The organism is Micromonospora sp. HM5-17 (genome assembly GCF_003762835.1).
Classification (GTDB): Bacteria; Actinomycetota; Actinomycetes; order Mycobacteriales; family Micromonosporaceae; genus Plantactinospora.
The window spans coordinates 500,663-517,887 of sequence record NZ_RJWA01000004.1 but is presented as its reverse complement, the minus strand read 5'-3'; the positions used below and the strand labels follow the sequence as shown (position 1 = coordinate 517,887).

The window sequence follows — 17,225 nt, the reverse complement described above, 5'->3', positions numbered from 1 at the left end:
ACTCATGAGCAGCTGCCTTATGGTCGATTCGGACAGCCTCGAGGCGCGGCTGACTGCCATTACCGACAGCCGGCGGTTCCGCATAAGCCCTTGAAGAACCCCGGAAAAATCGACGCTCATTCCTGCAGCTTATACCGAAACGGATCGACTCCACCGCCCCGACGAAGCTGCGAACTGATTGCCAAGGCCGCCGCTAACCGACGCCGAGCACTTCCGCCTTGGGAAGGACAGCTACCCCTGATACTGCCGTTGCAGTACTTGGGGAAGGTTAGCGCCGCCAGGTTCCCTGGCGACACCGAACTTCGGCGGCGTCAACGTACGCGGAGCAGGACGCGCATCAAGGAGGTGATCTCTCGTAGGACACGGACGGCATCGGCGCGGCGAGATCGATCCGGGTGAACTGCTGCCACCCCAGCTACCACGCAGAACAGTAGAGTCATCATCGCCATCATGCCGGCCAGCACCGCAATGGCGAGATTCATAGGGCACCTCTTTCTGGAGCGCACTAGGCACGCCGAACCAGAGGTGGGATGGCTGGCCTCGCACGGGCACTGATCGACCACCAAAGACGAAGTATGGAGTTGGGTGGTGGGCCGAATCCGGGTACTTTTGCCCCCGGTGGCGTTCCGTTACCACGCCGTACAGCGTGGTTTGGCCCGGGAAGTTGCGAGTACAAAGCAGTTGCCGCAAGCGGCAACCCCAGCCGATGCCATGGTATCGGGTATGTCCCTCCAGCAGCCAATACTAGGAGTCTCTATCAAGAGCACCGAGAGAGCATCTCGGATGCCAAGAGGGCGTGATCCGCCTCATCGCCGGCGGCTGCCCCAGCCAGTCGGTCATCGTGTCTGTTGCTCGTCTTCGGCGGCCACGAAGACTCCGAGACCTTGCCTGCCGACAAGTTCACCAGCCTCGATCATCGAGTCGACCGCTCGCCGGACAGTCGGCGAGGTGGTCGAGTACTGAGCCATCAGCTCACGTGTCGTCGGGAGCTTCTGCCCTGGCTTGAGCAGACCGACATTGATCTGGGCACGGAGATCATCGCGGATCGACCTCCACAGCGGCTTGCCATACCGAATGTTGTGCACCGGATTGGCAAGCCGCCACCTGCCCGGCCCGGAGCTCTCGGCAACGAAGACTCCTACCCCCTGCCGGCCCTTCAGGATGCCCGCCTCGATCAGCACCTCGACCGCTCTTCTGACAGTCCCGCGTGATGTCTGGTAGTGGTCAGCAAGCTCCTCGGTCGTGGGCAGCTTGTCTCCAGGCCGCAAGATCCCAGCATCGATCTTGGCCCAGAGCTCCTGCCGTATCCGCCGCCAGAGCGGCACGTAGGACGCCATGCGGCGAGTCCACCACGGACGGGCAACAGGTTTCGCTGCTCGCTTCCGGCAAGCCTGTCACACCCGTCGTCGGGCACGAGTGCTACGGAACGAACCGGTCGAACCCAACCGCCAAGATCGCCCGCCAGGTATGGGAGGGAGCTGCGAGCTGGCAGCCACGGCAGGCAGGAGACATCCAGCAGCTCCTGCACATCCTGGCTCGCCACCAGGCAGACCCCCGTGGGCTGCCGACGTCAGGACTCGTCCTGATCCTCGGCGACGAAGATCCCGATGCCCATCCGGCCGACCAGCTCTCCCAACTCGATCATGGAGTCGACGGCCCGCCGGACGGTCATGTGACTCGTGTCGTACTCCTCAGCCAGGAGTCGGACGGAGGGGAGCTTGCTGCCGGGCGGGTAGATGCCAGCCCGGATCTTCGCGCGCAGGTCATCCCTGATCTGGCGCCAGAGCGGCTGGGCGTACGGCATGAGTTCAGGAAAGCACCTAGATGATCGAGCGTCTAAAGCATCCCTCGTCTCTATTTACAGGTCGTATAGGTTTGATAGGCTCTCACCGTCGTCGGTCAGGTGTGGGACGGGAGAGAGATGGCTGGGCGGTGGCGGTGGTTTCGGTGTCGGCGGCGGGGCGTGGTCGACCCGCCTCGACCAGGTGCGGCGTTGCCCGATGGTGACGTACCCGGTCAGCGGCAGCGGTGGGTCGGGGCGGACGACGTACCCGCGTTGGTCGAGACCTCGCGGTGCGACGGCGCGCTCGTCTACGAGCGGCCCGAGGAGCGGCGGGCGGCGCTCGCCGCCAACCAGCGGACCGACCGCTACCCCGCCGGCCCGCTCGACCGGCGTAACCGGGGCTGGTGGTGATGTTCGCCCGCCAGGAGTTTCCCCTGTTCCCGGTGCCCCGCGGGGCACCCGCCGACCGTGACGTCGGCAGCGTCGCGCCGCCGGCCGGCCCGGCCGGCGGCGACGGCACCACAGACGTCGAGCGTCCCCCGTCGGCAAGCGGGCGGCGGCTCGACTCCCGGGATGTCCGGCCCGGGACACGTCGGGGCGGCCCGCAGCCGCCAGGCAGCAGCCCTACCCCGGTCCGGCCGGCGGCGGGCCGCCCCGACACCACACCCCCACACCCCCAACGGAAGGAGACCGGCGTGACGGTGCCGGAAGCGGCGACGACAGACACCCCAACCGGCCCGGCGGCTGCGGCCTGGACGGCGGAACAGGTCTCGGGCGAGCTACGCGACGCGTGGCTACTGCTGGCGACCGCGTCCGTGCTGCTGGAGCGGACCAGCGAAGGCTCGATGCACCCCGAGCTGCGCCGGGCGCGCCGCTGCGGCGAGGAGGCGCTCGACCTGGCCAGCAGCGTCGAACAGCTCATCGGCGGCGGGCTGGCGCAGCTTCGCGACCAGATCGGCGGCGGCGACGTGACGAGCATCGGCCGGGTCGTCGGCTCACTGAACGTCTCCCGCAGCCAGTTCGCCGAGGCGGCCGAGCGGATCACCGCGCTCCCCCAGCGGCTCCGCGCCGCCGAACAGCAGCTCCACGACGCCACCGGCCCGGAACTGGACGTCGCGGAGGTGACCCGGGACTGGGCGCGGGCAATCGAACACCTCGGCCTGCTCGCCGACAGCGTGACCGAGGCGGCCGGCGCCCTGGGGTCGTACGCCGACCGGGTGCTGGGCAGGTCCAGCTGACCGACTCTCCCGGCCGCCGTACCCCTTGCGGCGGCCGGGAGCCCATGCGGCCCGGGGCGGGTGCCGGGCCACCGTCCGCCGACCTCCCGGGCGGTCGACGGGCGACCCCGCCCGCCTCGGTGCCCCCTTCTCGCCCGGAGGAACCACGTGGACCAGGGACTCGACGAGCTGCCGCTGCCGCCGTACGTCACGGCCGAGGACGAGGAATTCGCCGTACGCGCGCTGCGCCGGCACGCCCCACACCCGGCGGCGGACGGCGGCCTGCGCTGCCGGCACGACGGCGCCGCCCACCCGTGCCGGCTCTACTCCTGGGGCCACCGGGTCCTGCTCGCCCGGGGCCACACCGACGCCGAGATCACCGCACTGATCGGAGACCGCGCATGATCTATCGCACCGGGCAGCGGATCCGCCCCTACCAGATCCGCGCCAAGACCTTCGGCCACCGGCGCCGCGGCCTCGACCCCGACGAGGTGTACGCCTACCTGCACCAGGTCGCCGACGAACTCGACCGGGTGCTTCGCGAGGAGTCGATCGCCCACACCGAGGCCGAACGCATCCGCCAGGGCCTGCGCCAGTGGCAGACCCGGCACGCCCGCTGCCACCTCAACGAGCCGGAACGCCGGCCCGCCCCGCCCCGCTCCCCCAACCGTGGCCCCTGGTGACCGGCCACCGCCCGGCGCACCGCCGGATGACGACGAAGCACCTCAGCGACGCACCCACACCCACGAGGAGGTCGACCATGGGCAGGCTGACCGCTGACCACGGGCAGTCACGTAACCGCGGCGCGCCGGAGACCTACGGTCTGGATGCCTCGGAGACCATGGTCGAGGTCGCCGCGCGACTGCTGATGATCCTGCTCCACTTCGGCTCCCTGAAGACGGTGCGTCGGATCGTGGTCGGCACGCAGTCCTGGGCCGAGTCCCTGCCCGAGTCCGACGTCGACCGGCTCATGACCGAGTTCGAGGCCATCACCGAGGCCCGGGGCCGGGCACCGGACGCCGTGTTCGCGGTGGCGGCCCTCCTTCAGCGGTGGCGAGACACCGCCGAGGCCACCCCGATGGTGGACGGCGCCCACGGCACGGCGAGCACGAGCTCTCGGCAGGACACGTCACCCTGCTGACCGTGCCGGCGTACCAGCCCGCACACCCACCATGATCGAGAAAACCGGCGCGGAGCCCCGGACCCGCCGCCACGGCTGGCCCGGGGCTCCGCGTTGCGGAACGCCTCTCGCTGCTACCTCTCGCTGTTACCTCGGTGCCCCCGGGGACGGGCAGGTCGGGTCCGGGGTGGCGGGTGGACTGGTCGGACCGACCGGCGATGCGTCCCTCGGGTTATGCACACTGCCGCCGACGCCGGGGCCGCCGGTGACGGTGTGCTGGGGCCGCCCGTCGGCGTCGTACGCCGTGAGTGTCACCTGTTCCGGGCCCTGGTAGAACTCCGGGACCGTGTGACGCTCCGGCGGCAGCGGGGTGGCCCGGCGCTGGGCCCAGAAGAGGGTCCAGCCGGTGGCGGTGTCTCGGGAGGTCGCGGCGTCGGTCGTGTCTCCCTCGGACGTGACCGTGATGCGGTGTGCCGTCCTGGTGTAGAAGCCGACGTCGAGGACCTCGTCCGGCCCGAGTGCGAGTTGGCTGCTGAAGAACTGACGGGACGGATCTCCGGTCCGCTTCCCCGGCAGGTCCCCGTTCCGGTCGCGCGAGACCAGCGTCGTGTCCCACATGTCGACCGTGCCGGTCTTCTGGTTGCGGAACGCCACGACAAAGCTGTGCGGTTCCCTGGTCCCGACGAGGCCGATCAGCACGTCGTACCGCGTGTTCGTGTTCGCCGCGTCGAGAACGGCGCCGGTGTCGACCAACTGACCGACGTCGTTGACCTCACCCGTCGGACCGACCTGCGGGCTCGGACAGGGGGGCGTACTCGCCGGTGGCGGCCCGGCGACCTCGAAGGCCGGGCTCGCACCGCTGGCCAACGTGACCGTGGTGACGGCGCCGGCCGCGACGGCCACCACGGCCGCGGCGGCCACGGTCCGCTGCCGGATCCGGATCCGGCGGGCACGGTGCCGCACCAGGTCCGGCGAGATGTGGACGGCCAGATCCGTGGTTTCGGCCTTCAGCGCGTGGCGTAGCTCGTGGATGTCTCGCATCAGGACTCCCGGGGTCGGGTCGGGGCTCCCGCCCACGACGGCAGATCGGTTGACCTCGACGGCTCGACGAGATCCGGAGAGACGCGCAGCTTGGCGAGTGCGCGCGCATTGGTGCTCTTCACCGTGCCGAGCGACACGCCCAGCTCGGCGGCGGTGTCCTGCTCGGTGAGGTCGAGGAAGTAGCGCAGCACCACCACGGCCCGTTCCCGGCGGGTGAGCTGCCGCAGCGCACGCATCACGCTGTCCTGCTGGGCGAGCCGGCCACCGTGGTCCGTGCCGTCGGCAACGTCCGGTACGACGGCGCTGAGCGTTTCGCGTTTGCGTCGCAGCCCACGCCACCAGTCGGTGTGCAGATTGACCATGGTGCGCCGGGCGTACCCGTAGCCGTCGCCGGCGCGTATTCGGTCCCAGGCCAGATAGACCCGGGCCAGCACGTCGGCGACCAGATCCTCCGCCTGGGCCCGGTCGCCGCCCGTGAGCAGGTATCCGACCCGGTACAGCCGGTGGGAGCAGGCGCGGACGAAGTCGTCAAAACTTTCCGGTTCCGGCATTGACCAGCCCTTCGTTCGTGTCTCACCGACGTACGAATCCCGGGCCTGAAAAGGTTGCGCGGGAGTGTCGCCGGGGTGGGACGGCGTCCCGGCGACCTTTGTCGATGCGAGGAACTGCGGGGCCCCCTTCTCCGCTCAACTGTCGCGGCGGACGATCAGGGCCCAGGCAACGCCGACGAACAGCAGCGCCCAGCCGGTGAGCACCAGCAGTCCGGCTCCCCGCTCCAGGCTGGTCGGCGGGTTGGCGGCGCGGCCGAGGAAGCTGAGCGTCGCCTCGTGCGGGAGAAACCTGACGACGCTCGGGAACAGCCCGGCGAGCGTCGTCGACACCAGCACCGGCAGGATGACCAGGACGGCCAGCGGCGTGACGAGCCCGCGGGCCAGGACCGCGAAACCGAGACCGACCAGGCTCAGCAGCAGGTAGGCGGTCAGCAGCGCGAGCAGGTCCGTGACGGTGCGGCCCACGTCCGTCTCGGGCGCGGCGGCGTGCTGGACGAGCAGGCCGGGAAGCACGGCGGGGATCGCGGCGACGAGGGCGACCACGGCGGTCGCGGCCAGCTTCGCACAGAACCATCGGGTACGGTCCGGCGCGGCGGCCAGGCTGACCCGAAGCTGGCCGCCGCGGTACTCGGTGCCGGCCGCGGCGACCGCGATCGCGACGAACACGTACCCCGGGGCGAGCATCAGCGTGCCGAACTGGTCGACGGCCACCGCGCCGTCCCGGGTGGCGATCCGGACGGCGTCGGTGGCGGCGACGACGCCGAGCACCGTGTTCGCGACCGTCGCGAGCGCCAGCGCGATCCAGGTCGCCGGCAACGTACGAATCTTGGTCAGTTCCGCGGTCAGCAGGACTTTCACCGCGCGTCCCTGCGGTGCAGCAGCAGTCCGGCGACCGCGACGGTGAGCAGCGGCCACAGCAGCAACACCGCGAGGGCGTGCGCCGGGCCGGCGGTGAGCCGGTTCTCCTCGGGGTTGAGCAGCAGGTTACGCCCGGCGCTGAGCGGAAACAGCGCGTCGAGTGCCGGCGCGAGCCCGGCGAGCACCTGGGTCATCGTGACCGCGATGAGCGCCACGGAGGCGACGACGCCGATCAGCGTGCTGCGCGCGATCAGCGTGACGGCGTACCCGACCAGGCCCCACAGCACGGCGAAGGCGAGGAACCGCGCCTGCCCCAGCAGCGCGGCGCCGCTGACGACGACCCCCGGATCCCAGTCCCTGACGGCGACGTACAGGACGGCGGTGCTGATGCCCGCGATCAGCACCGACACGAACAGCAGGTACGCGGCGACCGCGACGGTCTTCGCGGTGATCAGTACGCCCCGGCGTGGCACGGCCAACAGCGACCGTCCGAGCTGGTGAGCCCGGAACTCCTGGCCCGCCAGCACCGCCGCCAGACCGGGCAGGAACAGGCCCATCTGGAGTGACGCGGCGACCTGGAGGTCGACGATCGCCCGATGCGCCGGGCGTGGCCGGCCGGCGAACAGCTCGATCAGGCCATCGGGGGTGATGCCGGCGACCGCCGTGCTGAAGTGTCCCAGGTTCGCCACGTTGACCAGCAGGTGCAGGGCGAGGATGCCGCCGGTGACGATCCACGTGACGCGGAGCGTAAGGATCTTGGTGAGTTCCGCGCGGACGGCGGCGAGCATCGCGGTCACCGTCCCGGCCCCTGATCGGCGGTGAGCGCGAAGAAGGCACTCTCCAGCGTCAACCCTCGGTGCGGTCGAACAGCTTGCGGTAGACCCCGCGGAACCGCGCGTCGTCGTCGGCGAGCAGGACGGAGATCCCCACGGTCAGCCCCTCCGCATCGGTAGCCGCGCCTCGACCTCGAAGCCACCCTCCGGGGTATCGCCCCACGTCACCGTACCGCCGAGGGCCGCGACACGTTCCCGGATGCCGCGCAGGCCGTATCCCGTACCGCCGGAGGCCGGCGCCGACCCGGGTGCGCGGCTGTTGCGTACCCGGATGGCGATCGTCTTTCCGGTCTCCCACAGCTCGACCGTGCAGCGGGCCCGCGGGGCGTGCCGTACGACGTTACTCAGCGCCTCCTGCGCGATCCGCGTCACCGCCGCGCCGACCTCCGCGTCGACCGGGCCGTGCGGTCGCAGTCGGGCCTCGACGGAGACCCCGGCGGCGCGGGTGGTGGCGATGATCGCGGGTAGCTCGTCCAGCGCCGGTCCGGAGTTCCGCAGGGTACGCACCAGGCGTTGCGTCTCCTCGAGGGCGCCCCGGGCGTGCGACTCGATGTCGGCGAGCGTCTCGCGCAGCTCGGCCTCGCGCGCGTCCGGCAGCCCCCGGGTCACCGCGGCCTCGGCCGCGATCACCCCGAGGGTGTGTCCCACGACGTCGTGCACCTCACGGGCCAGGTTGATCTGCACCCGCGCCCGCTCCGCCTCCCGTTCGGAAATGATCCGCCCGCCCACGGCGGTGCCGAGCAGCCACGCCAGGCACAGCGCGGCCGTGACCACCACCACCCGCGCGCCGAGGCCCGGCGAGACCGCGGTCACCAGGGCGAGCACGGCGAGCACGCCGACCAGCGCGGTCACCAGCGACCGGACGTGCGGACCGCGTTCCACCGCCACCAGATACAGACACCAGGAGGTGGCCAGCATCGGGTCCTGACAGACGTCGAGGGCCATACCCAGCACGGTCGTGGCCGCGACCGCCACGGTCGCCGCGACCGGCGCGCGCCGGTTGAGCACCAGCGCGGCCCCGGTCAGCGCGGCCAGCGCGATCCCGGCGCCGATCCGGGGCCCGTCGCCGACCGTGATGATGGGTGGCGCCCACAGCACGGCGAGCACGGCGACCGCGACCAGGAGACTTCTGCGCAGCACGGTCACCCTGCCCGTCTTGCCGACCCGGAGGGCAACTCCTACACCACCGACACCGGGGCCGCCCGGCCCGTCACCGGGTGCCGGCTTCAGTTCCCCACACCGAGGCTGGCCATGAACGCGGCCGGGTACCGGTCGCCACGCGCCGAACCCGGCGGCACCGCCTTCTCGATCTCGGCGAGGTCGTCCGTGCTGAGGCTCAGCTCCAGGGCGGGAACCGCCTCGGCCAACTGCGTACGGGTGCGGCAACCGACCAGCGGCACGATGTCGCTGCCCTGCGCGGCCACCCAGGCGATGGCCATCTGGGCGACGGTGCAGCCCTTCGCCTCGGCGACCCGACGCAACGCCTCCACCAGGGCAAGGTTGTGCTCCACGTTCCCCCTGGCGAACCGAGGGCTGAAGCCGCGGGAATCGGTTGGCCCGGCCACGTGGCCGGCGGTCCAGCGCCCGGAGAGGAGGCCACGGCCGAGAACCGCGTACGCGGTCAGGCCGATGCCCAGCTCCCGCAGCGTGGGCAGTACCTCCGCCTCCACCGCGCGGGACAACAGCGAGTACTCGATCTGCAGGTCGGCGATCGGGTGCACGGCGTGCGCCCGGCGGACCGTCTCGGCGTCGACCTCCGAGAGACCGATGTACCGGACGTACCCGGCGTCGACCATCTCCCTGATCGCGCCCACGGTCTCCTCGATCGGCACCGTCGGGTCCAGCCGCGCCGGGCGATAGATGTCGATGTAGTCGGTGCCGAGCCGGGTCAGCGAGTACGCCAGAAAGTTCCGCACCGCCTCCGGACGGCTGTCCTGCCCGCCGAACTCCCCGCGCGGCCCCCGCATCTGGCCGAACTTGACACTGAGCAGGTAGCTGTCGCGCCTCCGGCCGCGCAGCGCCTCGGCGAGCAGCAGCTCGTTGTGCCCCATGGCGTAGAAGTCGCCGGTGTCGATCAGCGTGATCCCGGCATCCAGGGCGGCGTGCACCGTGGCGATGCTCTCCGCCCGGTCGGCCGGCCCGTAGACACCCGACATGCCCATCGCGCCCAGGCCCAGCGCGGAAACGGCCGGCCCGCCCCGGCCCAGGGTCCTCGTCTGCATCGCGTTCTCCTCCGTCGTCGACGTCGCTTCCACCCTGTGCCGGCGTCGGGCCCGGCGGGAGAGGAGCGGCCGTCGTGGGAGCACCGCTCCCTGGCTCGGGTCGCTGACCGTGCGGGAGCATGGACGCGTGCAGCGTGAGCAGCTCGCCGACTTCCTTCGCCGCCGCCGGATGGCGATCCGCCCAGCCGAGGTGGGTCTGGCCGACGGGCCCCGCCGACGCACCGCCGGCCTGCGCCGGGAGGAGGTGGCCATGCTCGCCAACATGTCGGTCGACTACGTCGTACGCCTTGAGCAGGGCCGCAGCAGCCAGCCCTCGATCCAGATGCTGGGCGCGCTGGCCCGGGCGTTGCGCCTCTCCGACGACGAGCGCGACTACCTGTTCCACCTGGCGGGCCACCGGCCACCGCCCGCCGACGGGGTGGCCCGGCTGGCCCGCGCCGGCCTGATCCGCATGCTCGACCTGCTCGGCGACACCCCGGCGATGGTGCTGTCCGACCTCGGGGAGGTCCTCGCCCAGAACCGGGCGGCCCTCCTGTTGGCCGGCGACCACACCAGGTTCACCGGCGACCGGCGCTACCTCGTGTATCGGTGGTTCACCGAGCCCGCCGCCCGCGCCGTCCATCCGCCCGAGGAGCAGGAGCACCACTCCCGCCAGTTCGTGGCCGATCTGCGCGCGGTCGCCGGCCGCCGCTCCGGCGACCCCACGGTCACCAGACTCGTGAAGCGGCTGCAGGCCGTGAGCCCCGACTTCCGTCGGCTCTGGGCCGAACACGAGGTGGGTGTCCGACGCATCGACCGCAAGACCATCCTCCACCCCCGGGTGGGCTGCCTGCTGATGAACTGCGAAACCCTGGTCACGCCCGACCAGGGTCAGCAACTGTTGGTGTTCACCCCGGCGGACGCCGAAACCCGCGAGCGTCTGGAGTTGCTGCGGGTGCTCGGCAGCGAGGAGTTTCCGGAGCAGACCACCGACGCGTCCGTGCGGTGAAGCCCGCCGGGCCACACCGGCCCTTCTTGAGGTCGTACGGCGTCATTCCGAGTCGACCCGATGCCGACGGCGGAGGCCGACCAACTCGGCTGGCGCTATGCGACGAGTCGATCGCCCAGACCAGAGCGAGATGTGCCATGTACAGCGCCATCGGCAGATCTCACACAGTTGTCCCTCAATGAACGCACCGATGGTCACTCGGCTGGCCCTGGTAACCCGGCAGCACCGCGGGAGCTGTCGGCGCCACGAACACACCAATGTCGCCAGTCATCGTTGATACGGTCCGTATGGCTGGGCTGGCACATACCGCCGCACCAATACCCGGCTCAAGCCGCCTACCAACGACCCACCGCCTCGCACCCGATGACTGATGACTATTAACGATTAGCCGCTACGTAGCCTGCGCGGGAAGACGAACACGGCTCACAGTCTTAACCGGACGTTGGAACCCGCTACGACACGCCACCGTCGCCTCACCGATTCAGGGTGTTGTCCCCGCCGCTGCACCGGCCTATTTGCGTCATCGCCGAGAACACCTCAGCGGACGTCAAACTTCTCCGTCCGCCGGAGTCGAACCTTTGGACGCCCACTCGCGCTCACCTTCTCCAGTGTGATCTTTCCTTCCTCCCGCATCCTGTTGATAAAACTCTGCCAAGCATCGATGCCATATTCCAAGACCCAGTTGAGCCGACCATCGCCATCTGGAGCGTAGTCACGTGCGCTCACAATGATCGGTCCACCGGCAAGCACAATGTTCGACTTGAAGTAGTTGTCGATCTCGATAGCGCTGTCCGCCGTGTCGTCGGTTAGCCCGAGCACGTGCTTAATCCTCGGTTGCCCAGTCGCCAGCTCGCTCTGTGTCAGCAGCTCATGAATCTGCTTGTAGGAGTCTCTCAGCAGAGCGGCACCCGATGACTTCGACAGATCCAGTCGAGCTACCGTGCTGGACTTCAGCAGAAGTTCGACGCCTGGCCCCAGGGTCAGGTTCTTGATGCGCGCCTCATCGAGGACAACGCGGCCGGAGCCACCAAGTTCCAAATCATCGACAGTTATACGTCGCACGGTGCGAGGACCATCAGCAATCCCGTAAACCTTGGCCCACAGCTCGCCAAGGCTGATGGCCCCGGGTATTCCATCATAGGTTTCCGTCGCATTTACCTTCTCTTGGAGTGCCGCAATCAGCTCGGTCGGCAACCCACCGTGCTTGGCTCTCCACATGGAGACGATCAGCGTGGCGCAAAGCGAGGAGATGGCAACGGTGAACAACAGGGAGACAGCCTGGTTGAGCGGCAGCCGAACGACCTGCCGTGCAAGGAACTGCTCGGCGATGGCGAGATGGGTGAACCGGAACGAGAGTTCCTCCTCAGCCCATTCAGCGCTCATCCCGCACAAGGCGATCAGCCGGCGCTTCTCTTCCCTGTTGAGGGCACAGTTCAGAGCCTGTGACGCTGCCAGCTCCAAGTCTTCCTCAGAGATCTCCGGTACGGCGTTACGGGCGATCATCTCCGCCACCTCGGAAAAAATGTCGGCGAGTTGGTCCGAGTCGAAAATCGGCTCACCTTTTTGGCCCACCAGTTTGCGTCGTTCCCGCTGCAGATAGATCTCAACCACGAACTGCAGGAAGTCTCCATTTCTACCGGCTCGTGCCCAAGCAGCGAATGCGAGGCAAAAGAAGGGCGTGGTAAGCAACTGCCGAATCTCCAAGGGCATCTCCTGCTCCGCCACCTCGACCGACAGCTGACTGGTCAGCCTTTGCAGTTGCTCCCGCCGCCACGGCAGCAGCTCAAGCGTCACCGGGTACGGCGGCCAGTTTAGTGTGGGGTGCAGATCTAAGTTCCGGCGGAGCCGGGCCTCGGAGTAGCTCGACCGCGCCGACAAGAGAATCGTTCCCTTCCCCCGCAAGGCATCCAAAATCGGCCTCAGACCGCTCAGCGGGTTGTCGTACGTGCGGAATCCGAGTAGCTCGTCGAAGCCATCGATCACCAAAATCGCAAGACCTGCGCGGCACAACGCCAGCACGGAACTCTTGTCGAGAATCCGCGTACGGGCCATGCGGGCGTCAAGAAGCGTGTCGAGACTGTTTGCACTGACCCCGCTCGAGGATATGTAGATAGCGATCGGATCAAGATCACCGCTTTGAGAAAGTGACTCTCGAGCAAACTGAAGAAGGCTGTGAGTTTTTCCTGACCCAGCCTCGCCAGTCAATATGATGAGGTTCGTGCACGAGCTGTAAACGCCGGCTCGAGCGATAATCCGCTCACACGCCTGGGCGATGGTGATGTCGCCGCCAGAACCGAATGAGCTGTCAGCGACTCGGACGTGGGCGGGAACGTTCGGGACATTCCGCTTGATATCTGGAAACAGCTCCTCGCTAATTTTGCTTTCCAGCTCGACCTGCTCCTCAAGCTCTTCGAGAAGTCGTTCTTTGAGCAGCTTCCAGTTGCAGATATCTGCCAGGAACGCCTTGTACGGCTTTCGACCTGACTCCGACTGCCAAATCCGGGCATGGTCGACGTCTAGTTCAAATCTGTCGATACGTGTAGTCGTGCCGTCGGAGGTACGCAAGTCCCAGCGCACCACAATAGGTCGAGAAGGAACAACGAGAATGTCGATCGAGTCTCGCTCAGCGAAACCGCGGAGATCCCTCTGGATGTCCTGCGCGAAGCTCTCTAGCAGCCGGTCGCCAGACTGCGGTGCGCGCTTCTGTAGTTCATCAAGTATCTCCGGTCGAGCGACGTCCGTGGCTGGTCCACTGCGGGGCCAATAGGTAGCGGACCCCACGGAGTAGTCGACAAGGGCAGCGAGCTCGCCTCCGATCGTGATGAAGAATGGCTCCAACCGGGCGACATGCCCATGCTCATAGATCGCCACGATGCGCTCTGCATTGGCCAAGACCACCTGCTGGAGAGCATCGAGGTCGATGTCCTTCGGATCCGGTCCGCCGTGGAAGACCTGGTTGCGTACCTGACGGACCGACATGTCGGGAGCTATCTCGACATCAACGCTGTCAGCGACGTCGACGGCAGCAGACCGGCAGGTTGGACAACCCAGCAAACTGCAATGCAGTGCAATAAAGCGTGACCACAAATCGAGGGATCCAGGTGTAGTCAACTTGGTCGGCTCGCCAGCTGCGGCGGCGCATAGCAGGCCGAGCACCCGCAGCTGAAACTCGACATGAGCTAAGGTCTTGAGCGGCGCATGACGGCTTTCTGGCGCGGCAACAAGATCCGCAATAGTCACGTTGTCTCCACTAAGAGATAGTGTTGGCCAGAGCGGGGTTGTACCTGTCGACCTAGCTGCCAGTCGTCGACTGCGACCATGCTGATCGTGGTAATGGAGACAGCCGGTCGATCACCTGCAGGGCCAAGATCCTGCCCACTGAGGGCAAGTTGGGGTCATGAATTGGAGGATAACATAGAATGTCCTCGGAGGACGGTTGGTACGACCCGCGCTAAGGGGTTAGCTCAGCCTGAGACACTTGGAATGTCTCGTAACCCTTTGCTGGTGCGACGGTGGGGTGCAGGTGATCTCGGAGCTCACCCGGAGTGGATCTTCCCGTTCACCCGGCTGCAGCCCGCCCAGATCCGCCGCCTCGTCCGGCTGGTCGCCGAGCGTGACAGGGATGCGATCGCTGACGGCCGGCCGGGCCGGCAGTGGTCCCTGGGCCTCGCCGATCGGTTACTGCTTGTCGCCGCGTACTGGCGCGCGAACCCGACCATACGCCAGACCGACCCGCTGAATGGGTGTCGCACTCCGCTGCCCACCGGGTCATCGACACCGTCCCCTGCTCGCCCTCGCGTCGGTACGCCGACGCCGCCTCAACCAGATCGCCATCGTCGACGGCACCCCACCCGACCCGCGACCACTTCCATAGCGGCTTGCCATACGGAATGTTGTACACCGGCAGGCCGCCACCTGCCCGGCCCGGAGCGCTCGGCAACGAAGACGCCTACCCCCTGCCGGCCCTCCAGGACGCCCGCCTCAATCAGCGCCTCGACTGCCCTTCTGACAGTCCCGCGTGATGTCCGGTAGTGGTCAGCAAGCTCCTCGGTCGTGGGCAGCTTGTCTCCGGGCCGCAAGATCCCAGTGCGGGAACAACCCGACAACCTGCGGGAACCGTCCGGCGACCATTGCCGACACCAACACCCGAAGGACGACCAGGACAGCCAGCGACGTGACCAGGCCGCGGGCCAGGACCGCAAGCCCGAAACCAACCAGACCCAACATCAGGTGGGCGGTGCGGGTCGCGGGCGTGACCGGGGACGGGTCGCGATCGGGTCACCAGCCGGACCGATCACTCTTCCCGGCCGCTGCCCCCGTACCCCGGATCATGGCCCCTGGTGGCCAGACCCGGCCTTTGTACGCCGGTGTCCCGATCGTTCGATAGCGGTTGATGGAGCAGATTTCACGTAACCGCAGGAACCGACATCGGCACAATTCCTCCTTCCGAGAGTTCAGATCATTATTCGACGCATGTCAATATGCGGGGTGTCGGCTCGCGCGCCGACCACGACGCTCGTTAGGGGTCCCCCGATGTCAAGCCCAGCATCAACACGGCGACGGGTGTCGACCGCGACAGCGGCTCTCCTGCTCGCCCTGACACCGATCGTCACCACCCCCACCCCCGCCAAAGCCGTACCACTACCACTGACCGGATTCGTGGTCGCCAACGACGGACGGATCTACCAGGCCTCCGGAACACCGAACGGCCAGTTGAGCCTGGCCGACGGCACGGTCACGGTCCCGCCCGGCGCCGGCATCAGCGCCATCCGCCAGGGAAGCGGCTACCTCGCCCTGTTCCTCATCGGCACCCACGGTGGAATCGTCGCGGGCACGACCGCGTACAACGCGCCCGGCCTCACCTTCACCCTCTTCGGGCCGAGCGGTGTGGCGACACCCGGCACCAAGATCTCCGCCATCAGCACCCCCGAGGGCGTTTACGTCTCCTTCCCCGGAAGAAACGGCAGCGTCTACACCGCGCTGTTCGGCTCACAGATCAAGCCCGGACCGGTCGCGTGGCTGTCAACCCCGCCCGGGCTGGCACCATCAACCGCGAGCATCGCCGCCAGCTGGGACCCCACGACAGGCCCGAACGTCGTGTTCGTCGGCCTCGACGGCGCACTGTACTCGGCAGGGCACATCGCGACCGGGGCGTGGACCACCACCCCGATCAGTCCAGCCGGCGTGGCCCCACCCGGCGGCGGCGTGGCCGTCCTGTCCGACCCCGATCCCGACCGGAACAAGAAACGGGTGGTCTACGCCGGCAACGACGGCACCCTCTGGGAGACCGTCCTGGGTCCGCATCCGGAGCCGTGGCTGCCACAGGCCATCTCCGCGGCCGGCGTCATCAACCCCGGCGCCGAACTCGCCGCCACCCCGTACGGCCCCAAGCCCGACCCGTGGTACGCGGCGGTGTTCTTCGCCGACCCCAACGGCGCCATCACCGTGGCCGCCAACCTGGGATCCGGATGGCTCACCCCCACCCCCCTCACCCCACCCGGACTGGCCCAACCAGGAGCCGCGCTGGCCCTGGCAACCGACCCCGAATACCCAGTCATATACGTCGGATGGTGCAACAACTACCAGTGGTGGTGGCTGTACTGGACCATCAGCCCGCCACCATTCCAACGCTCCATCTACACGGTGCGCTCACCCAACTTGATCCGCGACGGCGCCAACGTCACGGTCGCCAAGTGGAACTCCTGACGCATCGTCCGACCACAGTCCGGTCGAGGAAAACCTCGACCGGACCGGCTCGGCGCACCACGCCGCTCCGATCCCGACCGCTGACGGCAGGCTGGTGCCGGGGAGTCGGCACGCCGGCCCTCCGGCACCAGCCGTGATCGGTCACTCCGCCCCGGGGCGCGTGGCGGCGTCGGCGCCGCCGGCGGACACCGGACCCGGGTCAGACCCGGGTGACGCGGATCGCGTCGGCGATGACGTACCCGGTGCCGCTGGTCCACCGGCTGACCCCGACCCTGTCGCCGTCGCCGGCGGCGAGGTGGAAGACCCCGAGCGAGACCCACCGGCCGCCGTTGGTGCGCTGGTTCACGCGTACCGTCTGGTTGCCGCTGGTGGTGGCCACGATGAACGGCGTCGAGTCGTTGTAGCCGGGGTCGGCCGGATACCAGACCTCCACCCGGTAGTTGCCGGTCTCCGGGATGTTCACCCGGTACCAGGCGGGGTCGCTGGCCAGCACCGGGTTGGCGAACCGGTAGTCGGTGCCGTACCGCTGGCCGGAGTAGCTGGAGGTGCCCCAGTTGCCGCTGGCGGTGAACCGGCCGGGGGTGGTGTTGTCGATCGTCGTGCTCCACGGCTGCGCGGTGGAGACGAAGCCGAGCCCGTTCGGCACGGCCCGCTGCGAGCCGTCCGACGGGGTGTTGCGCACGGAGACGGAGGTGGCGCCGGGCATCCGGGCCACCAGGGTGCTCGACCCGCCGCCGTCGAGGTTGATCGCGTCGTCGGCGCCGAGCGACCTCATGTAGTTGGCCAGTTCGACGTACGTCATGCCGACGCTCGTCGTGGAGCGCCCGTCCACCACGACCAGCCACATGGTCAGCCCGTCGGCGGAGAAGCCGACCGCGGTACGCGGGTTCTTCGGATGCGACACCG

At 68.4% G+C, this 17,225-nt stretch carries 17 protein-coding genes and 3 pseudogenes; 8 read left to right on the top strand and 12 right to left on the bottom strand.

Annotated elements, in window-relative coordinates:
- Positions 1-836: 836 nt before the first annotated feature.
- The 3 genes and pseudogenes from EF879_RS15635 to EF879_RS15625 form a co-directional block, all read right to left on the bottom strand.
- Positions 837-1,085 (bottom strand): GntR family transcriptional regulator, encoded by a 249-nt coding sequence (locus tag EF879_RS15635; RefSeq protein ID WP_233604501.1) that lies wholly within the window; start codon positions 1,083-1,085, stop codon positions 837-839.
- A gap of 39 nt (positions 1,086-1,124) precedes the next feature.
- A pseudogene (locus tag EF879_RS15630) lies at positions 1,125-1,337 on the bottom strand (GntR family transcriptional regulator); the annotation flags it as partial.
- Positions 1,338-1,570: 233 nt separating this feature from the next.
- Entirely contained in the window at positions 1,571-1,804 is a 234-nt protein-coding gene (locus tag EF879_RS15625) for a GntR family transcriptional regulator (protein ID WP_123559167.1), read from the bottom strand.
- Positions 1,805-1,993: 189 nt separating this feature from the next.
- On the opposite strand from EF879_RS15625, the gene EF879_RS15620 reads away from it, so the two are divergent.
- The 5 genes from EF879_RS15620 (at position 1,994) to EF879_RS15600 (ending at position 4,141) form a co-directional block, all read left to right on the top strand.
- The gene (locus EF879_RS15620; protein ID WP_123559165.1) at positions 1,994-2,194 is read left to right on the top strand and encodes a hypothetical protein; all 201 of its coding nucleotides are present in this window, start codon (positions 1,994-1,996) and stop codon (positions 2,192-2,194) included.
- Between the two features lie 284 nt (positions 2,195-2,478).
- Positions 2,479-3,021, top strand: coding sequence for a hypothetical protein (locus EF879_RS15615; protein ID WP_148086455.1), 543 nt, complete (start codon positions 2,479-2,481; stop codon positions 3,019-3,021).
- A gap of 147 nt (positions 3,022-3,168) precedes the next feature.
- Complete coding sequence (locus tag EF879_RS15610; RefSeq protein WP_233604487.1) at positions 3,169-3,405, top strand: hypothetical protein; 237 nt, start codon at positions 3,169-3,171, stop codon at positions 3,403-3,405.
- On the top strand, positions 3,402-3,683 hold the full coding sequence (locus EF879_RS15605; protein WP_123559161.1) for a DivIVA domain-containing protein: 282 nt from the start codon (positions 3,402-3,404) through the stop codon (positions 3,681-3,683). Before EF879_RS15610 ends, EF879_RS15605 begins: the two co-directional genes overlap by 4 nt.
- Positions 3,684-3,760: 77 nt before the next feature.
- Positions 3,761-4,141 (top strand): hypothetical protein, encoded by a 381-nt coding sequence (locus tag EF879_RS15600; RefSeq protein ID WP_123559160.1) that lies wholly within the window; start codon positions 3,761-3,763, stop codon positions 4,139-4,141.
- A 126-nt stretch (positions 4,142-4,267) separates the two neighbouring features.
- Here EF879_RS15600 and EF879_RS15595 read toward each other — a convergent pair whose 3' ends face one another.
- From EF879_RS15595 to EF879_RS15570, 6 genes are all read right to left on the bottom strand, one after another.
- Entirely contained in the window at positions 4,268-5,161 is an 894-nt protein-coding gene (locus EF879_RS15595; protein WP_148086454.1) for a hypothetical protein, read from the bottom strand.
- Positions 5,161-5,712 carry a SigE family RNA polymerase sigma factor gene (locus EF879_RS15590; RefSeq protein ID WP_123559156.1) on the bottom strand — a complete coding sequence of 184 codons (552 nt, stop codon included), beginning with the start codon at positions 5,710-5,712 and terminating at the stop codon, positions 5,161-5,163. The genes EF879_RS15595 and EF879_RS15590 overlap by 1 nt, the downstream gene beginning before the upstream one ends.
- Positions 5,713-5,847: 135 nt before the next feature.
- Entirely contained in the window at positions 5,848-6,570 is a 723-nt protein-coding gene (locus tag EF879_RS15585) for an ABC transporter (RefSeq protein ID WP_123559154.1), read from the bottom strand.
- Entirely contained in the window at positions 6,567-7,367 is an 801-nt protein-coding gene (locus EF879_RS15580) for an ABC transporter permease (RefSeq protein WP_123559152.1), read from the bottom strand. Before EF879_RS15580 ends, EF879_RS15585 begins: the two co-directional genes overlap by 4 nt.
- Positions 7,368-7,502: 135 nt before the next feature.
- On the bottom strand, positions 7,503-8,543 hold the full coding sequence (locus EF879_RS15575) for a sensor histidine kinase (RefSeq protein WP_148086453.1): 1,041 nt from the start codon (positions 8,541-8,543) through the stop codon (positions 7,503-7,505).
- 86 nt (positions 8,544-8,629) lie between these two features.
- The gene (locus EF879_RS15570) at positions 8,630-9,625 is read right to left on the bottom strand and encodes an aldo/keto reductase (RefSeq protein ID WP_123559148.1); all 996 of its coding nucleotides are present in this window, start codon (positions 9,623-9,625) and stop codon (positions 8,630-8,632) included.
- A 127-nt stretch (positions 9,626-9,752) separates the two neighbouring features.
- Here EF879_RS15570 and EF879_RS15565 point away from each other — a divergent pair, with 127 nt between their 5' ends.
- Positions 9,753-10,613, top strand: a complete 861-nt coding sequence (locus EF879_RS15565; RefSeq protein WP_123559146.1) for a helix-turn-helix transcriptional regulator — start codon at positions 9,753-9,755, stop codon at positions 10,611-10,613.
- 537 nt (positions 10,614-11,150) lie between these two features.
- Here EF879_RS15565 and EF879_RS15560 read toward each other — a convergent pair.
- Positions 11,151-13,853 carry an NACHT domain-containing NTPase gene (locus EF879_RS15560; protein WP_148086452.1) on the bottom strand — a complete coding sequence of 901 codons (2,703 nt, stop codon included), beginning with the start codon at positions 13,851-13,853 and terminating at the stop codon, positions 11,151-11,153.
- 243 nt (positions 13,854-14,096) lie between these two features.
- Here EF879_RS15560 and EF879_RS15555 point away from each other — a divergent pair.
- Positions 14,097-14,479, top strand: a pseudogene (locus tag EF879_RS15555) (hypothetical protein); the annotation flags it as partial.
- Positions 14,480-14,548: 69 nt separating this feature from the next.
- Here the strand turns inward: EF879_RS15555 and EF879_RS15550 are convergent.
- Positions 14,549-14,719, bottom strand: a pseudogene (locus EF879_RS15550) (GntR family transcriptional regulator); the annotation flags it as partial.
- A gap of 457 nt (positions 14,720-15,176) precedes the next feature.
- Between EF879_RS15550 and EF879_RS15545 the strand changes: the two are divergent.
- The gene (locus EF879_RS15545) at positions 15,177-16,319 is read left to right on the top strand and encodes a hypothetical protein (protein WP_123559142.1); all 1,143 of its coding nucleotides are present in this window, start codon (positions 15,177-15,179) and stop codon (positions 16,317-16,319) included.
- A gap of 199 nt (positions 16,320-16,518) precedes the next feature.
- Here the strand turns inward: EF879_RS15545 and EF879_RS15540 are convergent, their stop codons facing one another.
- Positions 16,519-17,223, bottom strand: a complete 705-nt coding sequence (locus EF879_RS15540) for a phosphodiester glycosidase family protein (protein ID WP_199736441.1) — start codon at positions 17,221-17,223, stop codon at positions 16,519-16,521.
- Between the last annotated feature and the right edge of the window lie 2 nt (positions 17,224-17,225).

Bases quoted from the DNA above. Each gene is read 5' to 3' on its own strand.
- EF879_RS15625 (WP_123559167.1), bottom strand. From the start codon at position 1,804: ATGCCGTACGCCCAGCCGCTCTGGCGCCAGATCAGGGATGACCTGCGC.
- EF879_RS15605 (WP_123559161.1), top strand. From the start codon at position 3,402: ATGATCTATCGCACCGGGCAGCGGATCCGCCCCTACCAGATCCGCGCC.
- EF879_RS15600 (WP_123559160.1), top strand. From the start codon at position 3,761: ATGGGCAGGCTGACCGCTGACCACGGGCAGTCACGTAACCGCGGCGCG.
- EF879_RS15595 (WP_148086454.1), bottom strand. From the start codon at position 5,161: ATGCGAGACATCCACGAGCTACGCCACGCGCTGAAGGCCGAAACCACG.
- EF879_RS15590 (WP_123559156.1), bottom strand. From the start codon at position 5,712: ATGCCGGAACCGGAAAGTTTTGACGACTTCGTCCGCGCCTGCTCCCAC.
- EF879_RS15570 (WP_123559148.1), bottom strand. From the start codon at position 9,625: ATGCAGACGAGGACCCTGGGCCGGGGCGGGCCGGCCGTTTCCGCGCTG.